Raw genomic sequence first — 24,086 nt, 5'->3', positions numbered from 1 at the left:
TAAAACAACTTCGGAGAAGTTGAATATTTATAGAAATAATAAGCCTACCCTATTAATAACAATCCCGGCGGGATTGCATATCATATAGGCGTTTCAATGTTTTTTACATTGTTAATCGGTCTGTAATGAAAGTTTACCTAGAAGTACATATAGCTTAATACAGCCACTGTTACAAACATATAAATAATGGTAAGCGGAAGACCAATCTTGAAGAAGTCCTTGAAATTATAACCACCCGGACCGTAGACCATCAGGTTAGTTTGATAGCCAATAGGCGTGATAAAATTGGCTGCAGCAGCAAAAGAAACCACCAGCACAAATGGCATCGGATCAAGCCCCAAATTTTTAGCTGCAGTAATCGATATCGGAAAAACAATGGCCACTGCTGCTTTATTGGTGATGTAAGCAGCCAGCACCGAAGTTATCATAAATATGCCCAGCAACATCGATATGCGTCCCAGTGGCATAAACACAGAAATAATCAAGTTAGCTATCATCGCTGCCACACCTGTTTTCATCATGGCAGTACCCAAGGCCAGCGACAGCGCAATGATTACCCCCAGGTTATAGTCAATATTTTTTGGTAAATCCTTGGCCGATACAACCTTTAAGATATTGATGGCGGCCAACACTATCAGCAAACCAATAAACAGCGGCACCAGCTTAACGGCAGCCAGGAATATGGCCATGAGCGTACCGCCAAAGAGTACCCAAATCTTATAGCGCTCAGGTTTACGTAACTCCTTAACCTTTGAAATAACATAGAAATCAATGTCATTCTGGATGCGGCTGGTAAAGTTATCGCCAGCCAGGAGCAACAGAACATCTCCTGCCTTTAGCTTGAGGTCATCAATTTTACCAACAATGCGCTCACCATTACGGTGAATGGCCAACAAAGCAGAATCATATTTACCTCTGAAATAAATATCCCTCACCTGCTTTGAAATCAGGGTACTGTTGTGAGAAATAACGATCTCAACCACCTGCGAGCGTTTCAGCTTCGACATCATGCCTACTGAAGGCAACATCAATTCGCTCGTTTCCGATAGCAAGTTAACTACTTCATTATTATCACCCGCAAAGCGCAATAAATCACCTTCCTGCAGCACAAAGTTATCATCAATGAGACTGATCAGGTGATTATCGCGAATCACCTCTATAAGCAGTAATCCGTTTTCATTCTTCATATCAGCCTCGGCAATGGTAAGACCTATGAGTTTTGAGCCTCTTTTCACCACTGCTTCAACCAAAAACTTACGATCGTTTTTAATATAGGTATCGATAGCCGTCTTCCTATCTGGCAGCAGTTTGTAACTAAAGAAGTATAAATATAAAAAGCCAATAACCAGCATTGGTAAACCCACCCATACAAAATCAAACATTTCCAGCGCTGGCATATCCGGAATAATATCCTGGTCGGCCACCATACCGCTCACAATCAGGTTAGTTGAAGTGCCAATGAGCGTTACACAACCTCCTAAGATAGCGGCATAAGATAAAGGAATCAGCAACTTGGATGATGATATATTATTTCGTTGGCTCCACTGATGCACGTATGGCATCATCACAGCCACCAAAGGCGTATTATTCAAGAAAGCAGAGAATCCACCCACCCAAATCATCATACGGGCTAAAAAGCCTTTATAACTGGATGATGCTGGAAAAATTTTAGAAAAGAATATTTCAATAACAGAGGTCTGCCGAATGGCATCGCCCAGCAACAACAGCATGATAATCACGGCAATCTGCTCGTTGGCAAAGCCTTCGAGAATTTCGGCGGGTGTGAGAATCTTGAAAATTCCCAGCACCATTACAGCGATAAAAAATGTAAAAGCCGCCCCCATCCATTCGCGATACAAGGATATGAGGATAAAAGCAATTACTACAAAAACAACTATTACGTCGATGTACGGCATCTGTTATAAGCGTCAAATAAATGTGCTATTTTTGTCACCAAATCGGCGCCAAGAGCACAAACAAAAATATAAATTAATACTTAATTTACTAATCCGATCGCTTATTAAGCTAAACAAAAATCAATGAACACAGCCCCAGTCAGAACCATCGAACTCCTTTCTCCTGCAAAGAATCTTGAATGCGGTAAAGCAGCCATTGACCATGGTGCCGATGCCGTATACATAGGCGGTCCGGGTTTTGGGGCCCGTAAAAATGCCGGCAACTCACTTGACGACATTGAACAGCTCATAAGTTATGCCCACCTGTTTGGTGTGAAAGTATATATTGCACTTAATACGCTATTGTTTGATAATGAGCTGCAGGCTGCCAATGAGTTGGCTCATCAGGTATATCAACTTGGTGCCGATGCGCTCATCATACAGGATATGGGCCTCCTGGAAACAGATTTACCACCCATACCCATCCATGCCAGCACACAAACAGATAACCGCAGTCTCGATAAAGTTAAGTTCCTGGAGGATGTGGGTTTTGACCAGGTTGTACTGGCCCGTGAACTTTCGAGCAACGAAATAGAGACCATCCGCCAGGCTACAACTGTTCCCCTGGAATATTTTATTCATGGGGCGCTGTGTGTATGCTACAGTGGCCAATGCTACATGAGCGCGGCCATTAACAAGCGCAGTGCCAACCGGGGTGAGTGTGCCCAGCCATGCCGGCTTAAGTACAGTTTAAAAACACGAAACGGTGAAGAGTTGTACCATGATAAGCACTTACTGTCGCTGAAAGACCTGAACCTGTCGGGGCACCTGGAGCAGCTGGTTAATGCAGGTATCTCCTCCTTTAAAATTGAAGGGCGCCTGAAAGACAAAGATTATGTGGCTAATGTAACGGCGCATTACCGGCAAATGCTCGACGACATTATTAAGCGCCGCAATGATGTGGTGCGTGCATCGTCAGGAACAAGTATTGCGAGTTACACTCCCGAAGTTGGAAAAAGCTTTAACAGAGGCTTTACCAGCTACTTTATCAATGGCCGTTCAACTGGCATCTGGTCCATTGATTCGCCTAAAAACAGGGGCGAACAGATTGGCAAGGTGATGCAGGTGGGAAAAGACCATTTTACGATTGTGGGCAACACCTCCATTAATAATGGGGATGGACTGTCGTTTTACACCAAAAAGAAGGAGCTTACGGGCTTAAAAGTTAACCGCACGGAGGGTAATAAGGTTTACCCCAACAGCATGAAGGGCATACGACAAGGCATGAACCTGTTTCGTAATTTCGACAAGGCATTTACCGACAGTGTCAATAACAACACCACCCAACGGAAGATTAAGGTCAACATTATTTTGAGTGAAAACGATAATGGCTTTACCTTATCCATAAAAGATACCGACGGCCTTGAGTCGTCCATCACCAGGTCATTGGATGCACAAATGGCCAATAATCCGGAACGGGCGCTGGAGCAGATACAAACACAAATAGCTAAACTAGGCTCCACCATATTTGAGGCCGATAATGTGCATATCAATCTGAAAAACAACTGGTTTTTTAAGACGAAAGACCTTAATGGGCTGCGCCGGGAGTTAATTGAATGCCATCTGCAAAAACGCCAGGCGCACTTTAAAGCCAAAGAACGAGCCATGCATCCTAATAGTGTACCATTCCCCAAAAGCGAACTCAATTTTACCGCCAACATCATCAACCAGAAAGCTCAACAGTTTTATGCCCGACATGGCGTAACCAATAGCGACTGGGGTTTTGAGAAGCAGGCCAACACATCAAATGCGGAACTTATGCGCACCCGTCATTGCTTGCTGTATATGAATAACCAATGCCTGAAAGAGCATCCTGAGGCCCGTCGACTTCTGCCACTTACCCTATACAACGATAAGGACAGCTACTTGCTGGAGTTTGATTGCAAAAACTGCGAGATGATCATTAAAAAAGCGAAATAGCAGACACCTCAAACATTTGAAAAACCTTCCTGCAAGTAGCGGGAACACATTCGCACGCGCGGAAATGGTGCTGCCAACTGCAGGACACAAAAAACCCACCAGACCAGTGGCCGGATGGGTTTCTATATTTTATTCCTAACTGTCTATTAAAGATTAAGGTTCAGCTGCACACCGGCTCGCACCCAGCGTCCGGGCTGTACAACATTTCCCAAATCGTAATACTGCTGGTCAAATACGTTGGTGGCATCCACAAATACCTTGTAGCGGGGAGCAGACCATTGCAGGCGCAAATCAGCCAGCCAGAAAGGCGCATATTCAGTCGGCACTTCCTCGTAGGAGCCATCCACAAAGCTAATGTACTCGCCTTCCCTATCCTGGTAAGTAACATTAATAACGGCCCCCAGTTGCTTGTATATGGTGATATTAGCAGCCGCATTAAATTTGTGCTTCAGGTAATCCATTACATATACCGACTCATACTCGTCCGGCACATTTTTATCCTGGTCGATGTAGGCATATCCCAATTCAATACTCTTAAGGGGATTGCGGCCAATCAGCTCGCTTACATTCACCTTTCCTTGTGCCTGAAACCCCCACGAACTCATCTCGGACAAATTACGCGTCTGGTATTTTTCTTCGCCATCAAGGCGGCCCCAGTCAATCAGGTTATCGGCTTCGCGATAATAAAGGCTCGTCTGACCACTCAGCCAACTGTTAACCACTTTCAGCCCCCCTTCAAAAGTCAGTGCCTCTTCCGGTTTCAGGTCCGGGTTACCCAAGTTGGTTGGTCCGGCATAAAACAAATCGGTGAAAGTAGGCAGGCGCAGTGTTTTATTGGCGCTACCGTATACCTTCAGCGCATCAGTGAGCCAGTAACTCACATCCACTCCCGGAAAGAAGTCAACACCAAACCCCAGTGATGAATTCCAGTTCATCAACACCCCTGCCGATACTGATAGTTTTTGGTAGTTATAAACATGCTCCACAAAAGTGGACACATTGGTGCGATGAAACGATTTGGTGAATTGGGCATCTTCGCCGGGCACATCAATGGGCGATTTCATGTCGTAGCCCAGCACGTTACTCCACACATTTTCGCTACGCACCTCTCCGCCTACCGAAGTTTTACCCAAAGCCCATGGAATAACAGCATTAAAGCTGCCGCCAAACACATCGGTAAGGTGATAATTATGCGTGGTGTACCAGCTGGCCGGGTTATCTCTGAATAGCTCAAAGCGATCCTGATGACGGCGCCAGTAAAGGGCGGGTGATATCTTAACAGTTTCACCAGAGCTTAGCTTTACCGAGGCAAAAGTTGTTTTATTCTGTTCAAATTGATTGGGGTATTTTGGGGTATAGAAGGCATTGGCTCCAAAAGCTTTATCGTTGTAGCCCAACTGAAAGTCCAGTTGTTCTTTTCCGAAATCCAGCTGCCCCTGATAGAAAAGGCTGTGATTTTTAAAATCGGTATTATCGATATACCCATCGCTACCGGCTTTATTGGCTGCAATGTAGTTTTTTAACTGACCTGTTTTTACTGTGGCATTGGCCGAGGCATTGTACAAACCATGCTGGCCGCCTAGCACATTAACAGTCAGATTATCCTGAGTTTTAGTGCCGATAACAAAGTTGATAGCACCACTAAAAGCACCGGGACCATACACGCGGGCTCCCGGTCCCTCAAGTATTTCAACACGTTCAATACTTTGCATATCAACGGGCAGGTTAAGGCTCAAATGGCCGGTTTGTGGATCGGTAACATTGATGCCATTAAAAAGGATCATGACCTGGTCGAATGATCCTCCTCGAATACTCACATCCGCCTGAATTCCAAGTGGGCCGCGCTGACGCACATCCACATTCATCGCATATCTGAGTAAATCCTGTACACTGTAAACCGGCAGTTCTTCTATCTCCTTACGTGAGATAACATGGAGTACACGCCCTACTTCAGAATAAACCGATGTTGTGCGACGAGCCGATACCTCGACCTCTTCCAGATTTATTTTTTTATTTATCGATGCAGTATCAATTTGTGCAAATGTTTGCTGATAACCAAAAATAGAAAAGTAAGCTGCGCATAAAGCCCCTATTTTTACCACTTTCTTAATGCTGTTAAAAACGGCATACTTTTCTCCATTCCAATGCTTAAAGCAAAGATTTTGTTGTTTAAAAAAATTACTTGTTTTCATTTATACTATTTAAAATTAAAATCGCCGCAAAGGTATAATAATATAGAGCCTGATAATGTTTGCAGAAGCCTTTTCCGACAATCTCTTTGCAGATTTTTATAGCCGTGCTATTTTGCTTATTTTAGCCCCATCATATTAACTTATTTTTGTCAATATAGTTCAGTGCGAACCTTTAGGATTCACCGCTGTTTCAACAATAAAATAACAACATGAGATCTCTATTCATCTATATGCTCTGCTTTAACTTGTTTGGCCTCTATAGCCTAAGTGCTCAGGACGAAGCAAATGACTCCACCGTTATAACAAAGACACCAGGAAGAACCCACGTCGTTAAAAAGGATTTTGATGCCACAAACATTGATGAGCTAAAGGTGACCAACAAGCATGGCTTTGTTTATGTGTCATCGTGGGAAGAAGAAACCATACAGGTGGATATTACGGTGAACATGGAAACAAGGTATGAGAGTAACCTGGAGGAGTTTCTGTCTCTTGTGTCTTTTGAAGACCGGCGATACAATCGCACCAGCCATCTCAAAACCACTTTCTCGGAAGATTTCTTTTCGAACTACCCCTTCACCATTAATTACCGCATTAAAATTCCGGCCCGGTTAAACCTTGACATCAACAACTCCATTGGTGATGTGAAGATTGACAGCATCAGCGGCACCATCAGGCTCAAACACAGCTATGGCAACCTGGAATTGACACAAATAGCTCCGGACAAATTGCTTCAGCTGGACTTAGCATTTACCGAGGGACTGATTGATAATTTTGGTGAGATAAAGGCCAATTTAAACAATTGTACCCTTAACATTAATAATGGGCAAAAACTGAAGGGCAAAACCAATTATTGCATGGCAGGCATCACCAATGTTTCTGTCATGGAATTGCAAACTTCAACCGATAGACTCACCATTAATCAGGTGGATAGCTTAAGCCTGAAAGGTTCACAATTTATTGGCAAAGTCAAAGGTCTGTCGAACTATCTGTTTTGTGAGTTGGAACGAGGCCAGCTGCTGGTTGAAGCCTGTCAATCAGTGAAGGAAGTTACCATTTCAAATAAGAGAGCAAAAACCACACTTACTCTCCCTTCAGAACTTACTTACCTTTTAAATGGTGCAGTAACGAATGGCTCATTTACCCATCCTAGCCCCCAGGATTTACTGCTCTACAAAGAGAATGGTACGGTGTCGTTTTCCGGTACAATTGGAGAAACGGAAACACCGCAGGCCAACCTGATATTATTTAATGAAGATGCATCCATAACGATAAAAAACTAGCTACATGTCTACGCCCGATCGCTTATTTAAACTCAGAAATCACATGGCTACTCTTGGAGTTGATGCCTGTATTATTACAAGTGCCGATCCGCATTTAAGTGAGTACCCTTCATCACACTGGAAATTCAGAGAATGGCTGTCGGGCTTTACCGGTTCGGCCGGAACGGTGGTGGTTACCAACGAAGAAGCGGGTCTGTGGACCGACTCTCGCTACTTTCTTCAGGCAGAACAACAACTGGAAGATTCAGGTATGGAGTTGTATCGCATGGGTACAGAAGGTGTGCCGGACTATAAAGACTGGCTGACCGAGAACCTAAATGCCGGTGCAGTGGTTGGTGTTAATGGAAAAACCATGACCGTTAATGAGCTCCGTTCGCTGGCCAAGCTCCTGAAGAAAGCTGACATACGATTGGATGCCAAGCTATTTATGGAAGATGATATTTGGGAAGCACGCCCACTGATGCCTGAAGATGGTATTTTTGAATTGGGTACCGAGTACACTGGCCTGTCCCGAACAGAAAAAATAGCGGAAGTGCGTCGGCGAATGAAAGCACAGGGAGCCACACACTATATTATCACAACACTTGACGAGGTGGCCTGGCTGCTTAACTTCAGAGGACAGGATGTGCAATACAATCCGGTGTTTCATGCCTACCTGGTAGTGTCGCATAATCATGTTAACCTGTTTATTGACCCTCATAAGCTTACCTCCAGCATTGGTAAGCAACTATCGGAAGAGGATATCAAAATATTCATCTACAATGATTTTTATAATTTTATAAAGGACATGCCGCCTTTAGCCAAGGTAATTGTAGATCCTAACAGAACCAATAGTACCGTATACAGCTCATTACCGCAGCAAAGCACAAAAATTGAAACAACCAGCATTGTTACCAATCTGAAAGCGCAAAAGAACGAAGTGGAGATTGAGAACTTCAGAAAAGCCATGGTAAAAGATGGTGTTGCGATGACAAAGTTTCTGTGCTGGCTCGATAACACCATTGGTAAAGAAACCATAACAGAATATTCGGCTGCTGCCCGGCTAAGTGCGTTCAGAGCAGAGCAACCCAATTACCACGGTGATTCATTTAACACCATCAGCGGATATGCCGGCAATGGCGCCATCGTGCATTACGCTGTTCAGGAAGAATCGGCTGCAGAGCTCCAGCCCAAGGGTTTATTTCTCATCGATTCAGGTGGTCAATACCTTGAAGGCACAACAGACATTACCCGAACCGTTGCCCTGGGCCCACTCACTGATGAAGAAAAAACTGATTTCACACTGGTACTGAAAGGTAATATAGGTCTGGATATGGCCGTTTTCCCAACAGGCACCAGAGGTGTTCACCTCGATATACTCGCCCGTCAGGCCATGTGGCAGCAAGGTATTAATTACGGGCATGGCACCGGTCATGGCATTGGTCACTTCTTATGTGTGCACGAGGGCCCACAGAGCATCCGTCCGCAAGATAATGGCGTGGAGATTAAAGATGGGATGATTTCATCAAACGAACCGGGCATATACAAATCAGGAAAGCATGGTATTCGCATTGAGAACCTGATTTTAACACTAAAAGATAGGGACACCGATTTTGGTAGCTTCCTAAAGTTTGAAACCTTGACATTATGTCCGGTTGATAAACGGGCCATTAACACTGAACTATTAACAGTTCAGGAAAAAACATGGCTCAATAACTATCATCAGAAAGTGTATGACCTTATCTCGCCACTTCTGTATGGCGAAGAAAAAGAATGGCTGAAGAACAGCACAAAGCCTTTGTAACAGATGCTGAGTATTTGTATCCCGGTATATAATGTTGATGTGAGAGAGTTGGTTGAGGCATTGCTTCAACAAGCAAATGATATTCAGTTGGCCATTGAAATATTGATTTATGACGATGGTTCAGCCGAATCTACGCTAACACAAAACCGGGCAATTGCTCACCTGCCAAAAGTAGCTTATAAGGAGCTAAGTGAAAATAGGGGTTGTGCCACCATTCGCAACCAGATGGCAGCAGATGCCGCTTTTGACAACTTACTCTTTATCGACAGCGACTCGGAATTGCCCCATAATTATCTGGCTACCTATAAGGACCATATTGGCAAGCAAATGATACTTTGTGGCGGTCGTGTGCACCCTCAACACCTTCCCTCACCCGATAAGTCGTTACGATGGAAAGTGGGCAGAGTGAGGGAAGATTTTAGTGCCAATCAACGTGCACTATTCCCCAATAAAAGTTTCATGTCCAACAATTTTCTGGTCAAAAAACAACTATTTGATTTATTTCGCTTTGATGAAGCGATTAAACGCTCGGGCCACGAAGACACCATGATGGGCATTGAACTGGAGAGTAAATCCATTCTTATCAAACACATTGATAATAATGTAATACATACAGGACTTGAGAACAATAGCGAGTTTATTTTAAAATCACGCCAACGAATTGATACATTGCTCTTCCTGTTACAGCACAAAACAGAATACGCAGAGTTAATGTACAAACGCATCAAACTATTAAAGTTCTTCTCAATAAGTAAACGCATGGGCCTGCTTAGGCTATTAGCACATACTTATCAGGGTTTTAAACATGCCATTGAGAAAAATTTAAATTCCATATCTCCCAACCTGTATTTGTATGATTTATATAAGTTAGGCTATCTTTCAACCATCTATTTAAAAGAACGCAAATGAGAAGTTTTGTTTTAATAATCGTATTCTCCATACTTATCAGTCCTTTTGCAAAGGCCTCAAACGACGGCCATAGCATTACTGTTAACATTGCTGATTATAGCGACTCTACATTAATACTGGGATATTACTTTAATAAAAAGATGCTGGTTAAAGATACAGCATACATCAGTCCGAAAGGAAACTACCTTTTTGAAGGCGATGAGAAACTCGAGGAAGGACTGTATATAGTTTACCTTGAAGACAGAACCTATTTTGACTTGCTAATTGGTAGCGATCAGCAATTTAACGTTCACACCAGCAAAAGCGACTTGTTGAATAACATGACCATTGAAGGGAGTGCGGAAAGTGCCGATTTTTTAAATTACCAGCAATTTCTGGTGACTAAACAAAAGGAGGCTGCCCCTGTGCAAGAGCAGTTAAAGGTTAACCCGGATGCTGCTACCAAAGCAAAGCTGCAACAGCAAATCAACGCCCTGTCGGCTGATGTGAAAGCAAAATATGAGGAAATAACCAGCCAGCACCCCAACAGCTTCTTGAGTATCTTCTTAAAAGCTACACAGGAAATTGAAGTACCTCAGATGACAGCTCCAAATGGAAGTTCTAATCCTGATTCGGTGGTTCAACGCATGCGCTACGACTATTATAAAGCGCACTATTTCGACAATATGCAAATGGATGATCCGCGCATCTTACGCACCCCGTTTTTCACCAATAAGCTCGATAACTATTTTGACAATGTGCTGCTGCAACTACCCGATACTATTATTAAAGAATCTCACCGCGTAATAGCCATGGCTAACGGCAACTACGACATGGAAAAATACCTGATTCAGCACCTGTTTAACCGGGCTAACGAAAGTAAAATAATGGGGATGGATGCTGTGTTGGTTTCGCTGGGAGAAGCCTACTACTTAAGTGGCAGAGCTGACTGGGTAGATGAGGAGTTTCTAAAAAATCTACGAGAACGGGTTGATAAGATTAAGCCAAATATACTTGGGCACACAGCTGCTGACTTTAAGATGCAGTCCAATACCGAAGAGTTTTATCGTTTGAGCGAGATACGTGCCGATATTACCATTCTTGTATTTTGGGAGCCCGAGTGTGGCCATTGTGAAAAAGAAATACCAAAGCTCTATGAAGAAGTCTGGAAAAAATACGCCAACCAGGATATTAAAATAGTTGCCGTTTATACCCAGTGGGAGAAAGAGCCCTGGGTAAACTTTATCAACGAACACCAATTACACGAATGGATTCACCTCTATGATCCATACAACAGAAGTAATTTCAGAAATAATTACGACATTTACAGCACACCTGTCATCTACATCCTTGATAAGAATAAAAAAATTCTTGCCAAACGCATTGGCAGTGAGCAGATACCCGGTTTTCTGGACCACCACTTTAAATTGAAATAGCATGTACAAGTACCTATATAGCGTTCTTCTATCAATCATTACATTATCAGCCTGTCAGAACAATGAGAAGGTGATACCTGCACCGGAAATATTCCTGCAAATACCTGACGGCGGTTTCGATTTTGATACCGATAGCGTTGAATATATCGAACCCAAAATAACCTATGATATTGATTCGGAGTACACATGGTCCGAAAATGATGTGACCATAGAAAATGAAAAGATATACACCTTTGAGAACAGGCCACTTGGCACCTATCTGCTTGCATTTAGCGTTGTTACACCATACGGTGAAGATGCCATGAATATAAGCGTAAACTCATTGGACATTAACAGTTTTGAAGAGTTTGACAACTTAAATGATGATGGCTACTTCAATCAGCCCGAAGATGGCTTCCACCAGTTTAAATACATACGCTATACCTGCGACTATGATGCAGCGTCACCTGCTGATTGGGGCGGTTTTGCGTTAAGTGACAATACCAATAAAACTGATGCCACCGAAAAGAATGAGTTTAGCGTATATGCCGGTTCTGGGGCCGATGACTCTGACATATTTATGATTTATAAGCAGCAGGCAGATAAATCATTCCCTGTTACATTTAACGATGGAAATGCTCATGTAGTCAGAAGCATTGAAGTAAACAATGCCACTCGCAGCTACCTAACAATGCAATCCGGATTTAATAAGAAAGAAGGCAAAGACTATTATTTATTAAGCATTAGCGGTTTAGACCAAAATGGTGCAAAGATATCCGGACCTGTTGAATTTCTCCTGGCTGATTATCGTCCTGAGTTAACAGCCGATAAATACCTTATTTCGGAATGGGAACAAGTAGATTTGACATCACTTGGGGCCATTCATCAATTGAAGTTTGAGCTCAGGTCATCCCGCGATGCTGATGAAACATTTAGTCTGCCCATGTATTTCTGCCTCGATAACCTGAAGATTATTGAATAAACCAACCAATAGTCCAAATATGAAATTCTGAACACTGCTTAGTCCACAATCAGCACCTTCTTGACAATTACTTCGGTGGAAGAACTAAATTTCAAAAGGTAAACACCCTGCGGTATGCCGTGCACTGAGAAAGCATCCTTTGCAGGATTCTGAATAACGTAAGTCTTAACAACCTGCCCATTGAGGGCATAAACGTCAACAGTCCTTAAATCCTTTACATCTGAATTAAACTGTATGGTTCTGTTTTTGATGGGATGATTAAGAATATTCACATAGTTTCTTTTTATAGACGTCGGTTTATCCCCAACACTTACAAATACAGGATCTGCCGCTAAAACATCAACCCAGTAGCTGGCTTTTTTTCCCGACGAGTGAACATCGCTAAATGCGACCCATTGACCATCTGACTGCCTAATATATGCACGATTAAGACCCTCCTCTGCAGATAAATCACTCATATAGATGCCAAAAGTATCAACACTCGCAGAGTAAGAGAGCTCAATCCCTGCAAAAAATGCATTGTTCAGCTCCAGTGGGACAGCCAATTCTATCAACGTCTCACTATTTTCATACACACTGTTTAATTGAATATTTTCCTGACTCCACAATACATCACCCGGCTTGCCATTATTATTATCCCAAATAGTTACGTTAATAGTCTGGCTTGAACTTTCGACTTTTGCGGGAACAAGATAAACACCACTTATTGTTGCACTTTCAACATCATAAAATGAACTGGCATACGCTGTGTAACCACGTTCGTTATGCCCCGACCAACTTCCTATAAACTTATTATCGTATAGAACATTTGCTGTTCGCTCATTATTTAAATGAGAAACACGTTTGTAGCTGGATAGCTCCCGCCCAATCATTTGTGTTCTGTTTACATCATCGGGCGACAGCCATTGCACCAAACTTTTGTTTTTTTCACTATTATAGTTCCATGCCTGATTAAACCGGACGTAATAATCATTATAAGGGTTTCCACAATACGCTTCACCTCCTGAAAGATTACCAATAAAAAGCTGATCTTCGGTAAACAATCCGGAACCTGATGAACCACCTTCTGTTACACCCCTATCCCAAAGAGCTATCTGCCAGTGGATATTCTCAAGAAATGACACGTCTCCATATGATTTCGCATTATAGGTAGCATTTACTGGTGCTGCCGCCGAGACGGCAATTTTTTTCACATCACCCTGGGGATGATGTACTGAAAATACAGTATTATCAATGTTTTCGGCTCGTGTCCAGCCTGCCAGATACGGACGATAATTATCTTTAGGTGTTTCACCCATTTGTAAAAGAGCAAAATCCATGTTTTCAACGTAGGCTAATAATTCGGCTCCAGATACGGTTTGTGCATCAACACCATTCACAACCGGCTCGCAACTAAATGATTCATAGTTGAAAAAGAAAATAATTGTTTGGGCCGTATAGTCAAAAGGCACTCCAGATGTATTAGTGGTACAATGTCCTGCTGTCAAAAACAAAGGATTTCCCTCCTCAACAGAACTATTAAGCATGGTTCCAGAACACAGATATACGCCATCGCTGATAATTTTACACACCGATCGTCTTATTTCATCCGAACAAATACTTTCACAAGAAGCATTAATATTACACAGCCCTGAATCGCCAAAATCGCTTTTTCTTTTAAGGTATTTATGTACACCTAAAAAATCGTGATTAACTGCACTTACCTCCAGCTCAAAAGGAAAATCAACTGCGTTCTTTGTTTGCAACTCCACTATTAGCTCATCACCTGCTACCGGAGCCACTGCAAATATTTTCGATGGTTTATTATTTTCTTTTGTGAAAGCTCCTAAAACATGACTTCTCTGCGGATTATAAACAAATAACTTATCATCATCAAACAAACAAAACTTGTCGAAAATCAAATTAAGACTTTTTGCTCCTTCCGACTTAATAGCCAAACGCCAAACATTGTAACCAGTAGCAGACACTTCCCATTGGCCACTATTCTGAGGTGTAAAATTAGTGTAAATAGCCTCTGCAAATCGCAACGGCAATTTGCCCTGTTCTCTTGATTGAACCTGAGAAGCCATGGCCGTCCTTGCAGGCATTAAACTAATTGGTTCTACCTGCTCATTTAACAACATGGGTTGACCACCATGTGAAATTTGCGACCAAACATTTACGGAGATTAACCCCAAAACGATTATTAATAGTTGTTTAACCATAGTGTTTCTTACAAAAACAATTGCCAAAAGTTACACAAATTATTGTACCTATCCCTGCTGCTAAGCAGCATTCTCTCTATCCTTTGTTTTTCTGTTAATCATGCCCCTGCCTTTTTGTACAGCGTGCAAGATGGATATATAACGCTTCATTCGACCATATCTGCCTATGCCGTTAAGTACCAAAGCCCATGCCATAAATAGGCTTGTTACTACTATGGACAATAATAAAATACCTAATTCAAACTCATTAATCCTAAACTCTTTGGGTATAGCAAAAAACAATAATATAGATATGAGTCCACGCGGGGCGATCAAAAACTGAGGAAAGAAATCACGTTTAAAAATGAGCTTAAAAAGCAGCCATCGAAAAGCAAACATCCCGACTATAAAATACAGTGTAAGCAGCAATATATCTGGCACAAAAACACCAGCCAACGTGATTGACATACCTAAAATGAAGAAGAAAAATGTACGAACCACAAAGGAACTCTCACGCGTAAGCAGCTTAAAATCGACAAGCACACGTTTCACATTTTCTTCGTACAGGTACTTACGCAAAAAGCCGCTGAAAAACAGCATTCTGTTCTCCAATACCAAACCAAACACCAAAATCATAAGCAATGATGATAAGTGAAAAAGCTTACCAATGGCATAAAACAGAATGAGCACTGCAAAAAAGAGAAATAGCTTAACATCCGATTTTATTCTTTGAAAGGCAATTATCATGGCATATGAAAGAACAACACTTAAAATTAAGGTGCCTCCTATTGTCGTAATCACATTAAACCCTACCTCTGTAGCGCCATTGGTATCCAGGTTTTCGACAAGCAGATAAAAAAACATGATACCCAAAATATCGGATATGGTACTCTCATAAATCAAAAATTCTCGCTTAGCCCGCTCCAGGCGGGTAACACTCGGAATAACAATAGCACTGCTGGTTATAGCCAATGGAATTGCATAAATAACAGCTGTAAGCATATCCAGGTTACCAATAAAATACCTGATGCCAATGGCAAGAAAAAAGGTATTAAAGAATAAAGACAAAGCAGCTATAAGACCTGATAAGCCAATCAACCGCAGCTTTTTCCGCCTTAGTTCCAAATCCAGAGCCGCCTCCAGCACGATTAGTATTAATCCAACAATCCCCAATACTTCGAGCGGTAAGAACCATTCATCTTCGTTAAACTCAAAGCCCAGAAACTCTTTTGCCAGATAGCCCGATACAATCAGTAAGATGACACTGGGTATGTTGGTCTTTTGAGCCAATATGTTGTACAAATATGATACAATAATGATGATGGCTGCTCCTATTACCAGATAATACGCACTCAATTCTCCCATAGACAATATTACGAACGGTGAAGATAAAAAAAATCCCGCTCTGCCAGAACGGGATTCACTATATAGTCACTAATGTACTATTCGTATATTTTGCATTCTACTTCTCCGTTTAATACAGCCCAGCCATTTTCAGCCAATGCCTGCATCTCATCCTCACCAGGATAAACTTTTACCGGAGCAATCCAGCCAACCATATCCTTCAGGTATTCAATCACCAGCTTATCGTAAGCAATACCACCGGTAACAATGATGCCGTCAACATCACCTTTCAAAACTGCAGCGCAACCACCAATTGTTTTACCAATCTGGTATGACATAGCCGAGTGAATCAGCTTATAGTGAGGCTCTCCTTCTGCGGCTTTCTTTTCTACCTCATGTGCCTGATTAGTACCCAAGTGAGCAACCAATCCACCTTTACCATTCACAATCTTGCGCATTTCCTCATAGGTGTATTTTCCACTATAGCAAGCATCAATCAATGCACCTGTTGGCAGTGTTCCTGCTCTTTCTGGAGAGAAGGGTCCGTATCCGTCCAATGCATTGTTTACATCTACTACTTTTCCGCGCAGGTGAGCACCAACGGAGATACCTCCTCCAAGGTGAGCAACAATCACATTGATGTCTTCGTACTTCTTCTCAACCTCTTTTGCAAAGCGCTTAGCTACAGCCTTTTGATTTAAGGCATGGAAGATTGAACGGCGTGGCATTTCAGGGTGACCCGTTACACGTGCAACATCTTGCAACTCATCCACCACAACCGGATCGGCAATAAAAGCACGTGCACCTTCAATATTCTTAGCTAAATCATCAGCTATTAAACCTCCTAAGTTACTGGCATGCTGTCCTAACACACCCTTTCTCAGGTCAGCTTTTAACGCTTCATTCACTTCATACACACCTGATGCAATAGGCTTAACCATTCCACCACGACCAACAATGGCATCAAAATCATCAATTTCAATATCTGCCTCTAAAAGCTCTTTCACAATTGTTTCTTTTCTGAACTCAAACTGAGAAGCGATATCTTCAAACTGACCTATTTCTTCAGCCGAATGTCTTAATGTTTTTAGAAAAACAGACTTATCTCCACAGTACACTGCTATTTTAGTTGATGTGGAACCTGGATTAATAACAAGGATTTTCTTCTTGTCCATAGTTTGCTTTTTACTAATTGGGATTTTTCACAAAATTATTAACGTATATTTTATAAACACCCGGCCTGAGGAGCAGACCGGGTGCTTTCCATTAGCCCATTGCGGCTAATAGTATACTATTGTATTTAGACTCTTCAGAATCACTTCGCGAGGTAAGTACAATTGGAGCCGATGCGCCAAGTATTACAGAGGCCACCTTAGCTTTTGCAAAGAATACCAACGTTTTATACAATACATTACCTACCTCAATATCAGGCATTAATAACAAATCTGTATCTCCGGCCACCTCGCTTTTAATGCCTTTATGCTTGGCACTTTCGAAGCTTACCGCATTATCAAAGGCCAATGGACCATCAATGATACAGTTTTTAATCTGGTCGCGCTGATTCATTTTTGACAGCAAAGCTGCATCCAGAGTTGCCTGCATGCTTTCATTCACCATCTCAATCGCGCCAAGTACTGCCACCTTAGGTTTGGCAATACCCATTTTATTCATATAACCCACTGAGTTATTAACGATGCCTATCTTATCCTTTAAGTTAGGAGCAATATTCATCGCAACATCAGTAACAGCAATTAACTTATGATAGGTATCTACCTCAAAAAGTGCAAAATGCGACAGCAAACTACCTGTACGCAATCCCCACTCCTTGTTAAGCACTCCTTTTAACAGCACAGGAGTAGCCACTTTACCTTTCATCAAGATATCTGCCTTATGATCGTGCACCATACGCACGGCCAATTCAACTGATTTTACATCATCGGGCTCATGAATAAATGTAGCACCATTAAAATCAAAACCTTTCTCATCAATGATACGCTCGGTATCAGGACGGGAACCGATTAAAATGGGCTCGATAATACCTGCCTTAAAGGCTGCATGCACAGCCTCTAAAGAGTGTGAATCTTGCGAAACTGCAAGAGCTAGCTTCTTCTTAACCTTATTTTTTTCAATAAGCTTTTGAAGATCTGATAAGGATTTAAACATTTTATATTGGATCTAAAGATTTAGTCAACCTGTTAGCGGTTAGCCAATTCTTCGACAATAGCCTTGGTATCCTGAGCAATTACCAACTCTTCATTAGTTGGCACCACCATCACTTTTACCTTGGCATTATCCGGGCTAATCACCTGCTCTTCTCCACGCATACCTTTGTTTTTAGCTGGATCTACTTCTACACCTAAAAACTCCAATCCTTCGCAAATGCCGGCACGGGTACTGTCGCCATTTTCACCAATTCCTCCAGTGAAAATAATCACATCAACACCTCCCATAGCAGCAGCATAAGAGCCAATGTACTTCTTGATACGGTAATCGTATATTTTCAGTCCTAGTAAAGCACCATCATGTCCTTCAGAAGCAGCGCTTTCAATCTCACGCATATCCGAAGAGATACCAGTTAGGCCTAACATTCCACTATGCTTGTTAAACAGCACACTTGCAGAGCGTGTACCAATCAACTCTTTATCCATAATGTATGTAACTGCCCCAAGGTCAAGGTCACCTGCACGCGTACCCATTACTAAGCCCTCAAGCGGTGTGAATCCCATAGAGGTATCTACTGATTCACCGTTTTTGATAGCGCAAATTGAAGCACCATTACCCAGGTGACATGAAATAATCTTCTGAGATTTGTAATCAACACCTAAAATTTCGCATGCACGCTTTGATACATAACGGTGACTGGTACCATGGAAACCATAGCGACGAATTCCGTACTTCTTATACAATGACTGAGGAATAGCATACATATAGGCCTCCTTAGGCATTGTTTGGTGGAAAGCCGTATCGAACACACCACACTGAGGAACGCTTGGCAATAGCTGCGTAATGGCCTCAATACCCTTTAGGTTTGGTGGGTTGTGCAATGGTGCAAGGTCGATACACTCTTCCATTTTACGCACTACATCATTGGTAATGAATACACTTGAATTAAACTCCTCACCACCGTGAACCACACGGTGCCCAACAGCATCAATCTCTTCGAGTGATTTAATACACCCATGACGCTCGCTCACCAATACGCCAAGGATATAGTCAATACCGGTTTGGTGATCTAATATCTCACCTTCCAACAACACCTTTTCATTACCTTCCTTCTGGTGTTTCAGAAAAGATCCTTTCAGACCAATTTTCTCAACTACACCTGCTGCCAACACACCCCAATCACTCTCGGCCATGTTGAACAGTTGATATTTAATAGATGAACTACCACAGTTCAATACTAAAATTTTCATTTTGCTAATTTCTTTTTGATGATGTACTCACCATCTTGTTCGTTAATGTTTTTACTTAATTAGGCTTTCTTACTCAATATCGTTTCGTCGTCCAGGATGTTTCCTTCCTGATCATAACGATAAAAACCTACACCTACATGACTACCCAAACGCTTGGCACGCACCAAACGACGAACCAATGGCGAAGGTGCAAACTTCTGGTTACCAAACTCTTCATGCAAGTTCTCCATCCAACGAACAACTTTATCTAAACCAATCACATCAGCTGCTTTGAAAGGACCTAAGCGCATACCTAAACCTATTTCCATGGTTTTATCAATATCGCGCATGGTAGCCACACCTTCCATTAAGGTAGCACAAGCCTCATTAAGCAAGGTGACATATAATCGAACACTAACAATACCAGCTGATTCTTCAACAGGTATTACATCGCGATTAATTAGCTTTACAAACGTGCAAACACGCTCATACACCTCATCTGAAGTATATAAACCTTTTACAACTTCGATGATACGTGCTTCTGGCGACGTTACAAAGAAGTGCAGGCTGGCACATCTCTCGCGGAATTGTAATTCAGATGCCAACTCTGTAACAACAATTGTAGTGGCATTTGTAGCAATAATAGCATCGCGGGCTACCACTGCCTCTACTTTTCTGAATACTTCTTTACGGGCATCAATACTGCGAACTCCAGTTTTTTCGTCAGCTCTGATTGCCTCAATTACAAAATCGCAGTCTGCCAAATCATTGAAATCTGTCGATCCTTTGATTCGGCTCATGATAGCACGTTTTTCACTAACTGTTAAGCCCCAGTTTTCAATTCTGCTATCTAATTCTTTTCCGATGTTGTCAAGAGCTGAAGTAATTTTTTCCTCATTCAACTCAATAAAAACAACTTCCATTCCATGCCAGCTGGCGATGCGAGCAATATTTTGCCCTTCCTTTCCACATCCTACAACGCCAACTTTTGAAAACAATGTTTTCCCTTTTTTCTTCTGACCTAATGCATATTGCTCAATAGGTTCTACAAGAATTTCAGCCATCTATCCGTTTTTTTATTTCCTAATGGTTTTTATATTATGTACTTGCACTCAAAAAAAACAAAAGCCGGTTAAAACCGGCCTTCTTATTACATATTTCCTGCAGCCTGATTAGCGGTAATGGCAACAAGGTTAACAATATCACTCACCGAACAACCACGCGATAAGTCGTTAATTGGCGCAGCCATACCTTGTAAGACAGGTCCTATAGCTTCAGCATGAGCCATACGCTGAACCAATTTGTAGGCTATATTACCTGTTTCAAGTGTTGGGAATACCAATACATTAGCCTGACCAGCTATCTCTGAACCAGGCGCCTTCTTTTGGCCAATGGCAGGTATAATTGCCGCATCTGATTGAAGCTCACCGTCAATTTTTAGATCAGGAGCCATTTGTTTTGCCAATTCAGTAGCAGTTGCTACTTTGTCAACCATTTCGTGCTTAGCTGAGCCTTTTGTTGAGAAGCTCAACATGGCAATTTTAGGTTCGAAACCGGCAATTGCTCGCGTTGTACGACCTGTTGCCACTGCAATTTCAGCCAGTTCTTCAGCAGTTGGATTAGGATGAACAGCACAGTCGGCAAACACCATCATGCCATCCTCACCAAACTCTTTATCTTTCAAAATCATGATAAACGCTCCGGAAACCACGCTAATACCGGGAGCTGTTTTCACATACTGAAAAGCAGGACGCAACACATCACCAGTTGCATTATCAGCTCCGGCCACTTCACCATCGGCATCTCCGGCTTTAATCATCATAACAGCTAAAAACAATGGATTTTTGATTAACTCAAGCGCCTGTTCTTTTGTCATCCCTTTGTTTTTTCTTATCTCAACCATCATGTCAGCATAAGCATCCATTTTTTCATGGTTTTCAGGATCAACAACTGTAGCTTTATCAATATTTTCCAAACCAAAACCAGCAGCTGCTTCATTTACCTTTTGCGGATTACCAATAAGGATAACATCAGCAAAACCTTCGGTTAAAATAGTATTAGCTGCACGCAATGTGCGCTCTTCCAAACCTTCAGGCAAAACAATTCGTTTCTTGTTTTCGCTTGCTCGTTGTTTAAGTTGCTCAATAAATTCCATTTCGTCTTTAAATGTTATAATTATCAATTTGCTGCAAATCTACGGTGAAATTCGCATTATTTACATGTCTTTTATCATTTAATTAAGATGTTTAAAAACAGAAAATAGCAGGCTATTTTCAATGCCAATTTCAGGAAGTTTCATATTATCATTTAATTTTCCATTTACTTCCTTTAAATCAACAAACAGAGCGTCATTATTGGTGAAAAATTGCAAGCCAACTTACAAATCGTAAGTTCATCATACGAAACACACAGGCTAACAACCAAAATGCAGCTCATAACATCTTTGCGCCTTTATATTAAAAGACGCCATACATGCCAAAACTACCTACGCACTTTACAAACAGAGTGCAATAGTTTCAATAATCGTTGGATTTATTAACTAATCAGCTTTTGAAGGAGAACACAAAGATAATTGCTTTTCCTTTTATTTGGAAGAAAGAAAGAGTTAATCAAACGTAAAATAGACATCAGGCATCACGCCTCTATTTATGAATAAGATTATATCGTAACAAAAAACACTGAATAATAGAGCTTAATCAGAAATATCATCTTTGCTTAAATCAAAAGGAGTTAATAGGTCTATTAATTCCTTTTGATTTATATATCATGTTGTTATGGCTTGTAACAGGCATGTACTACTAATACAACGGAGGTGTACCTCTCTTTGAAGTCATAACAACAACTCCATCAACCGCCTTATCGCCATATAGCTTGATAGCCTTATCTCCTTTTATTATGCGAATAGATTCCACATTATAATCTTCAATAGCGACCAATCCGTCAACGATTTTATTATCCAAAACAAATAAAGGATGCTTACCCAATACTTCTAATGATTTGATGTTGCCTGCCAATTGCCTTTCACCACTAGATAATTGAAACCTAACCGGCAGTCGCATTTTGGTGTTTACCTTTTCCTTATTCAATACCCCAGGCTTCCATTCTTCGGTTGCTTTTATAGCTTCTATTACTCGCGTATCCAGCTCTTTATCGATACCCTTCTCGAGCTCAACCTGGGTTACTTCGCCACTTGCAGTTACCACAAAGCTTACCCAAACATCCCCCTCTATACCTTTTATCTTTAGGTTATCGGAATAATTAACCTGCTTACGAATAAACCGACTTATATCATTTCCTGCCCCTTTTAGTCGAGGCATTTTGTCCACCGTGGTATAAACGTTAAGATCCGCAACATATTCTTGAGCAATACCCAAGAAACCGATTAGCAACAATGTGCCAATCAAACGAAATTTGATAGTAATACGCATGCTTCTGAATTTAAGGTTATAATTTGATGCAACAACTCTGATTACAAGCTGCTATCTTGCCTTTTAGAATAGCAATAATTATACCATAAACAATAAAAGAAGAAGCTTATTTTAAGTTCTACCCTTTCGCATCTCTTCGATGCGACTAATTACATCTTTCAGACTTTCTTCACGCACCTTTGCTGCCTTTTTACGTGCCTCCTCATCTAGTTCGTATGGCGATGGACGCTCCGGAAGATCATTCATTTCAGCATCAATAGTTCTGCCAAAACTCCAATCCAAACCTAAGTTATCAAAGAGTTCACGCATAAACTTTATTTTTTCGTCAGGCACATATACATTCAATGTTTTCATACCAGTTATATTTAATAGTATACTAAGAGATAATTAAAGTTAATATTAATTCATTGTTCTTTCAAAATAAAACCACATTGAAATTTCAAAATGAAATTCAAGGATTTAAACTAAATTCATCTGCATCACCAAGGACAGGGAACTTAGTTCGAAAAACATCAAGTTCAACCCTGTTCAAAATTACATAAAACAAACCTTCCTGATCCCCACAGTTAAGGGCCACCTGACCCCGTGCATTTATGGCCTGGCTATCGCCAGCATATTCAAGTTGATTATCTTTCCCTATTCTATTAACGCCTATCACATATGATTGGTTCTCAATCGCTCTAGCTTTCAAGAGGGTATTCCACACATCGCGTCTTGCAGCTGGCCAATTTGCTACATAAACCAACACATCATAATAATGACCTGTATTTCGACTCCAAACCGGAAAGCGCAAGTCGTAGCAAATAAGCGGACAAATACGCCAGCCCTTAACTTCTATTATCAAACGCTCCAAGCCACGTTGATAGTGCATGTGCTCTTCTCCCATTGTAAAAAGATGCCTTTTATCGTACCAATTAACAGTGCCATCATGAACCACATACAACCGATTGAAGTATTTATTTTGAACTTGCACTATCGCACTGCCCATTATGGCAATACCAAGTTCATTTGCCGTATTCTTCATCCACTCAAGCACCTCGCCACCATCAACTTGATCATTATTTTCCGGCGCCATACTAAACCCGCAATGAAACATCTCCGGAAGAATAAGCACATCTGTGTCTTCTTCCAGATTCATTAATGCCTTTGTCAAATATTTCAGGTTATAACCGGTATCCTCCCATGCAATATCAAACTGCAGCAGTGCAATTTTTATGTTCATCAATTTGTCTTTTCTACATCTATCACAAGTATAAGGCTTCATCATTAATTATTCAAATGGCTACTTTGTTTATTTCTCAACATTTATAAGTGTTTTGTGATT

General features: G+C 41.4%; 18 protein-coding genes. 6 read left to right on the top strand and 12 right to left on the bottom strand.

Going from position 1 to position 24,086, the window contains the following annotated elements; translation table 11 throughout:
- Nucleotides 1-137: 137 nt before the first annotated feature.
- Nucleotides 138-1,916 (bottom strand): SLC13 family permease, encoded by a 1,779-nt coding sequence (locus KEM09_RS17560; protein ID WP_212230269.1) that lies wholly within the window; start codon nucleotides 1,914-1,916, stop codon nucleotides 138-140.
- Between the two features lie 123 nt (nucleotides 1,917-2,039).
- On the opposite strand from KEM09_RS17560, the gene KEM09_RS17555 reads away from it, so the two are divergent.
- The gene (locus tag KEM09_RS17555) at nucleotides 2,040-3,875 is read left to right on the top strand and encodes a peptidase U32 family protein (protein WP_212230268.1); all 1,836 of its coding nucleotides are present in this window, start codon (nucleotides 2,040-2,042) and stop codon (nucleotides 3,873-3,875) included.
- Nucleotides 3,876-4,021: 146 nt separating this feature from the next.
- On the opposite strand, the gene KEM09_RS17550 is transcribed toward KEM09_RS17555, so the two are convergent.
- Nucleotides 4,022-6,067 carry a TonB-dependent receptor gene (locus KEM09_RS17550; RefSeq protein WP_212230267.1) on the bottom strand — a complete coding sequence of 682 codons (2,046 nt, stop codon included), beginning with the start codon at nucleotides 6,065-6,067 and terminating at the stop codon, nucleotides 4,022-4,024.
- Nucleotides 6,068-6,276: 209 nt separating this feature from the next.
- Here KEM09_RS17550 and KEM09_RS17545 point away from each other — a divergent pair, with 209 nt between their 5' ends.
- The 5 genes from KEM09_RS17545 to KEM09_RS17525 are packed head-to-tail and all read left to right on the top strand — an operon-like array spanning nucleotide 6,277 to nucleotide 12,415.
- A complete protein-coding gene (locus tag KEM09_RS17545; RefSeq protein ID WP_212230266.1) occupies nucleotides 6,277-7,347 on the top strand; it encodes a DUF4097 family beta strand repeat-containing protein in 1,071 nt (356 codons plus the stop codon).
- 4 nt (nucleotides 7,348-7,351) lie between these two features.
- Nucleotides 7,352-9,130, top strand: coding sequence for an aminopeptidase P family protein (locus KEM09_RS17540; protein ID WP_212230265.1), 1,779 nt, complete (start codon nucleotides 7,352-7,354; stop codon nucleotides 9,128-9,130).
- Between the two features lie 3 nt (nucleotides 9,131-9,133).
- Nucleotides 9,134-10,039 (top strand): glycosyltransferase family 2 protein, encoded by a 906-nt coding sequence (locus KEM09_RS17535; RefSeq protein WP_212230264.1) that lies wholly within the window; start codon nucleotides 9,134-9,136, stop codon nucleotides 10,037-10,039.
- Complete coding sequence (locus tag KEM09_RS17530; protein WP_212230263.1) at nucleotides 10,036-11,454, top strand: redoxin domain-containing protein; 1,419 nt, start codon at nucleotides 10,036-10,038, stop codon at nucleotides 11,452-11,454. The genes KEM09_RS17535 and KEM09_RS17530 overlap by 4 nt, the downstream gene beginning before the upstream one ends.
- Before the next feature lies 1 nt (nucleotide 11,455).
- Nucleotides 11,456-12,415 carry a DUF4465 domain-containing protein gene (locus KEM09_RS17525; protein ID WP_212230261.1) on the top strand — a complete coding sequence of 320 codons (960 nt, stop codon included), beginning with the start codon at nucleotides 11,456-11,458 and terminating at the stop codon, nucleotides 12,413-12,415.
- A 38-nt stretch (nucleotides 12,416-12,453) separates the two neighbouring features.
- On the opposite strand, the gene KEM09_RS17520 is transcribed toward KEM09_RS17525, so the two are convergent.
- The 10 genes from KEM09_RS17520 to KEM09_RS17475 form a co-directional block, all read right to left on the bottom strand.
- On the bottom strand, nucleotides 12,454-14,619 hold the full coding sequence (locus tag KEM09_RS17520; protein ID WP_212230259.1) for a T9SS type A sorting domain-containing protein: 2,166 nt from the start codon (nucleotides 14,617-14,619) through the stop codon (nucleotides 12,454-12,456).
- A 60-nt stretch (nucleotides 14,620-14,679) separates the two neighbouring features.
- Nucleotides 14,680-15,963, bottom strand: coding sequence for a cation:proton antiporter domain-containing protein (locus tag KEM09_RS17515; RefSeq protein ID WP_212230257.1), 1,284 nt, complete (start codon nucleotides 15,961-15,963; stop codon nucleotides 14,680-14,682).
- 77 nt (nucleotides 15,964-16,040) lie between these two features.
- Complete coding sequence (buk, locus tag KEM09_RS17510; protein ID WP_212230254.1) at nucleotides 16,041-17,117, bottom strand: butyrate kinase; 1,077 nt, start codon at nucleotides 17,115-17,117, stop codon at nucleotides 16,041-16,043.
- Nucleotides 17,118-17,208: 91 nt separating this feature from the next.
- Nucleotides 17,209-18,105, bottom strand: a complete 897-nt coding sequence (locus KEM09_RS17505; protein WP_212230253.1) for a bifunctional enoyl-CoA hydratase/phosphate acetyltransferase — start codon at nucleotides 18,103-18,105, stop codon at nucleotides 17,209-17,211.
- Between the two features lie 32 nt (nucleotides 18,106-18,137).
- Nucleotides 18,138-19,355, bottom strand: a complete 1,218-nt coding sequence (locus tag KEM09_RS17500; protein WP_212230252.1) for an acetate kinase — start codon at nucleotides 19,353-19,355, stop codon at nucleotides 18,138-18,140.
- Nucleotides 19,356-19,414: 59 nt separating this feature from the next.
- Nucleotides 19,415-20,398 (bottom strand): 3-hydroxyacyl-CoA dehydrogenase family protein, encoded by a 984-nt coding sequence (locus tag KEM09_RS17495; protein ID WP_212192616.1) that lies wholly within the window; start codon nucleotides 20,396-20,398, stop codon nucleotides 19,415-19,417.
- An 86-nt stretch (nucleotides 20,399-20,484) separates the two neighbouring features.
- On the bottom strand, nucleotides 20,485-21,489 hold the full coding sequence (pta, locus tag KEM09_RS17490; protein WP_212230251.1) for a phosphate acetyltransferase: 1,005 nt from the start codon (nucleotides 21,487-21,489) through the stop codon (nucleotides 20,485-20,487).
- A gap of 643 nt (nucleotides 21,490-22,132) precedes the next feature.
- Nucleotides 22,133-22,762 carry an energy transducer TonB gene (locus tag KEM09_RS17485; RefSeq protein WP_212230250.1) on the bottom strand — a complete coding sequence of 210 codons (630 nt, stop codon included), beginning with the start codon at nucleotides 22,760-22,762 and terminating at the stop codon, nucleotides 22,133-22,135.
- A 111-nt stretch (nucleotides 22,763-22,873) separates the two neighbouring features.
- On the bottom strand, nucleotides 22,874-23,116 hold the full coding sequence (locus tag KEM09_RS17480; protein ID WP_212230249.1) for a hypothetical protein: 243 nt from the start codon (nucleotides 23,114-23,116) through the stop codon (nucleotides 22,874-22,876).
- Nucleotides 23,117-23,213: 97 nt separating this feature from the next.
- Nucleotides 23,214-23,984, bottom strand: coding sequence for an amidohydrolase (locus KEM09_RS17475; protein ID WP_212230248.1), 771 nt, complete (start codon nucleotides 23,982-23,984; stop codon nucleotides 23,214-23,216).
- Between the last annotated feature and the right edge of the window lie 102 nt (nucleotides 23,985-24,086).

It is taken from the genome of Carboxylicivirga mesophila (assembly GCF_018271975.1).
Taxonomy (GTDB): Bacteria; Bacteroidota; Bacteroidia; order Bacteroidales; family Marinilabiliaceae; genus Carboxylicivirga; species Carboxylicivirga mesophila.
The sequence above is the reverse complement of the archived record's forward strand: the minus strand, read 5'-3'. Positions and strand labels throughout refer to the sequence as shown.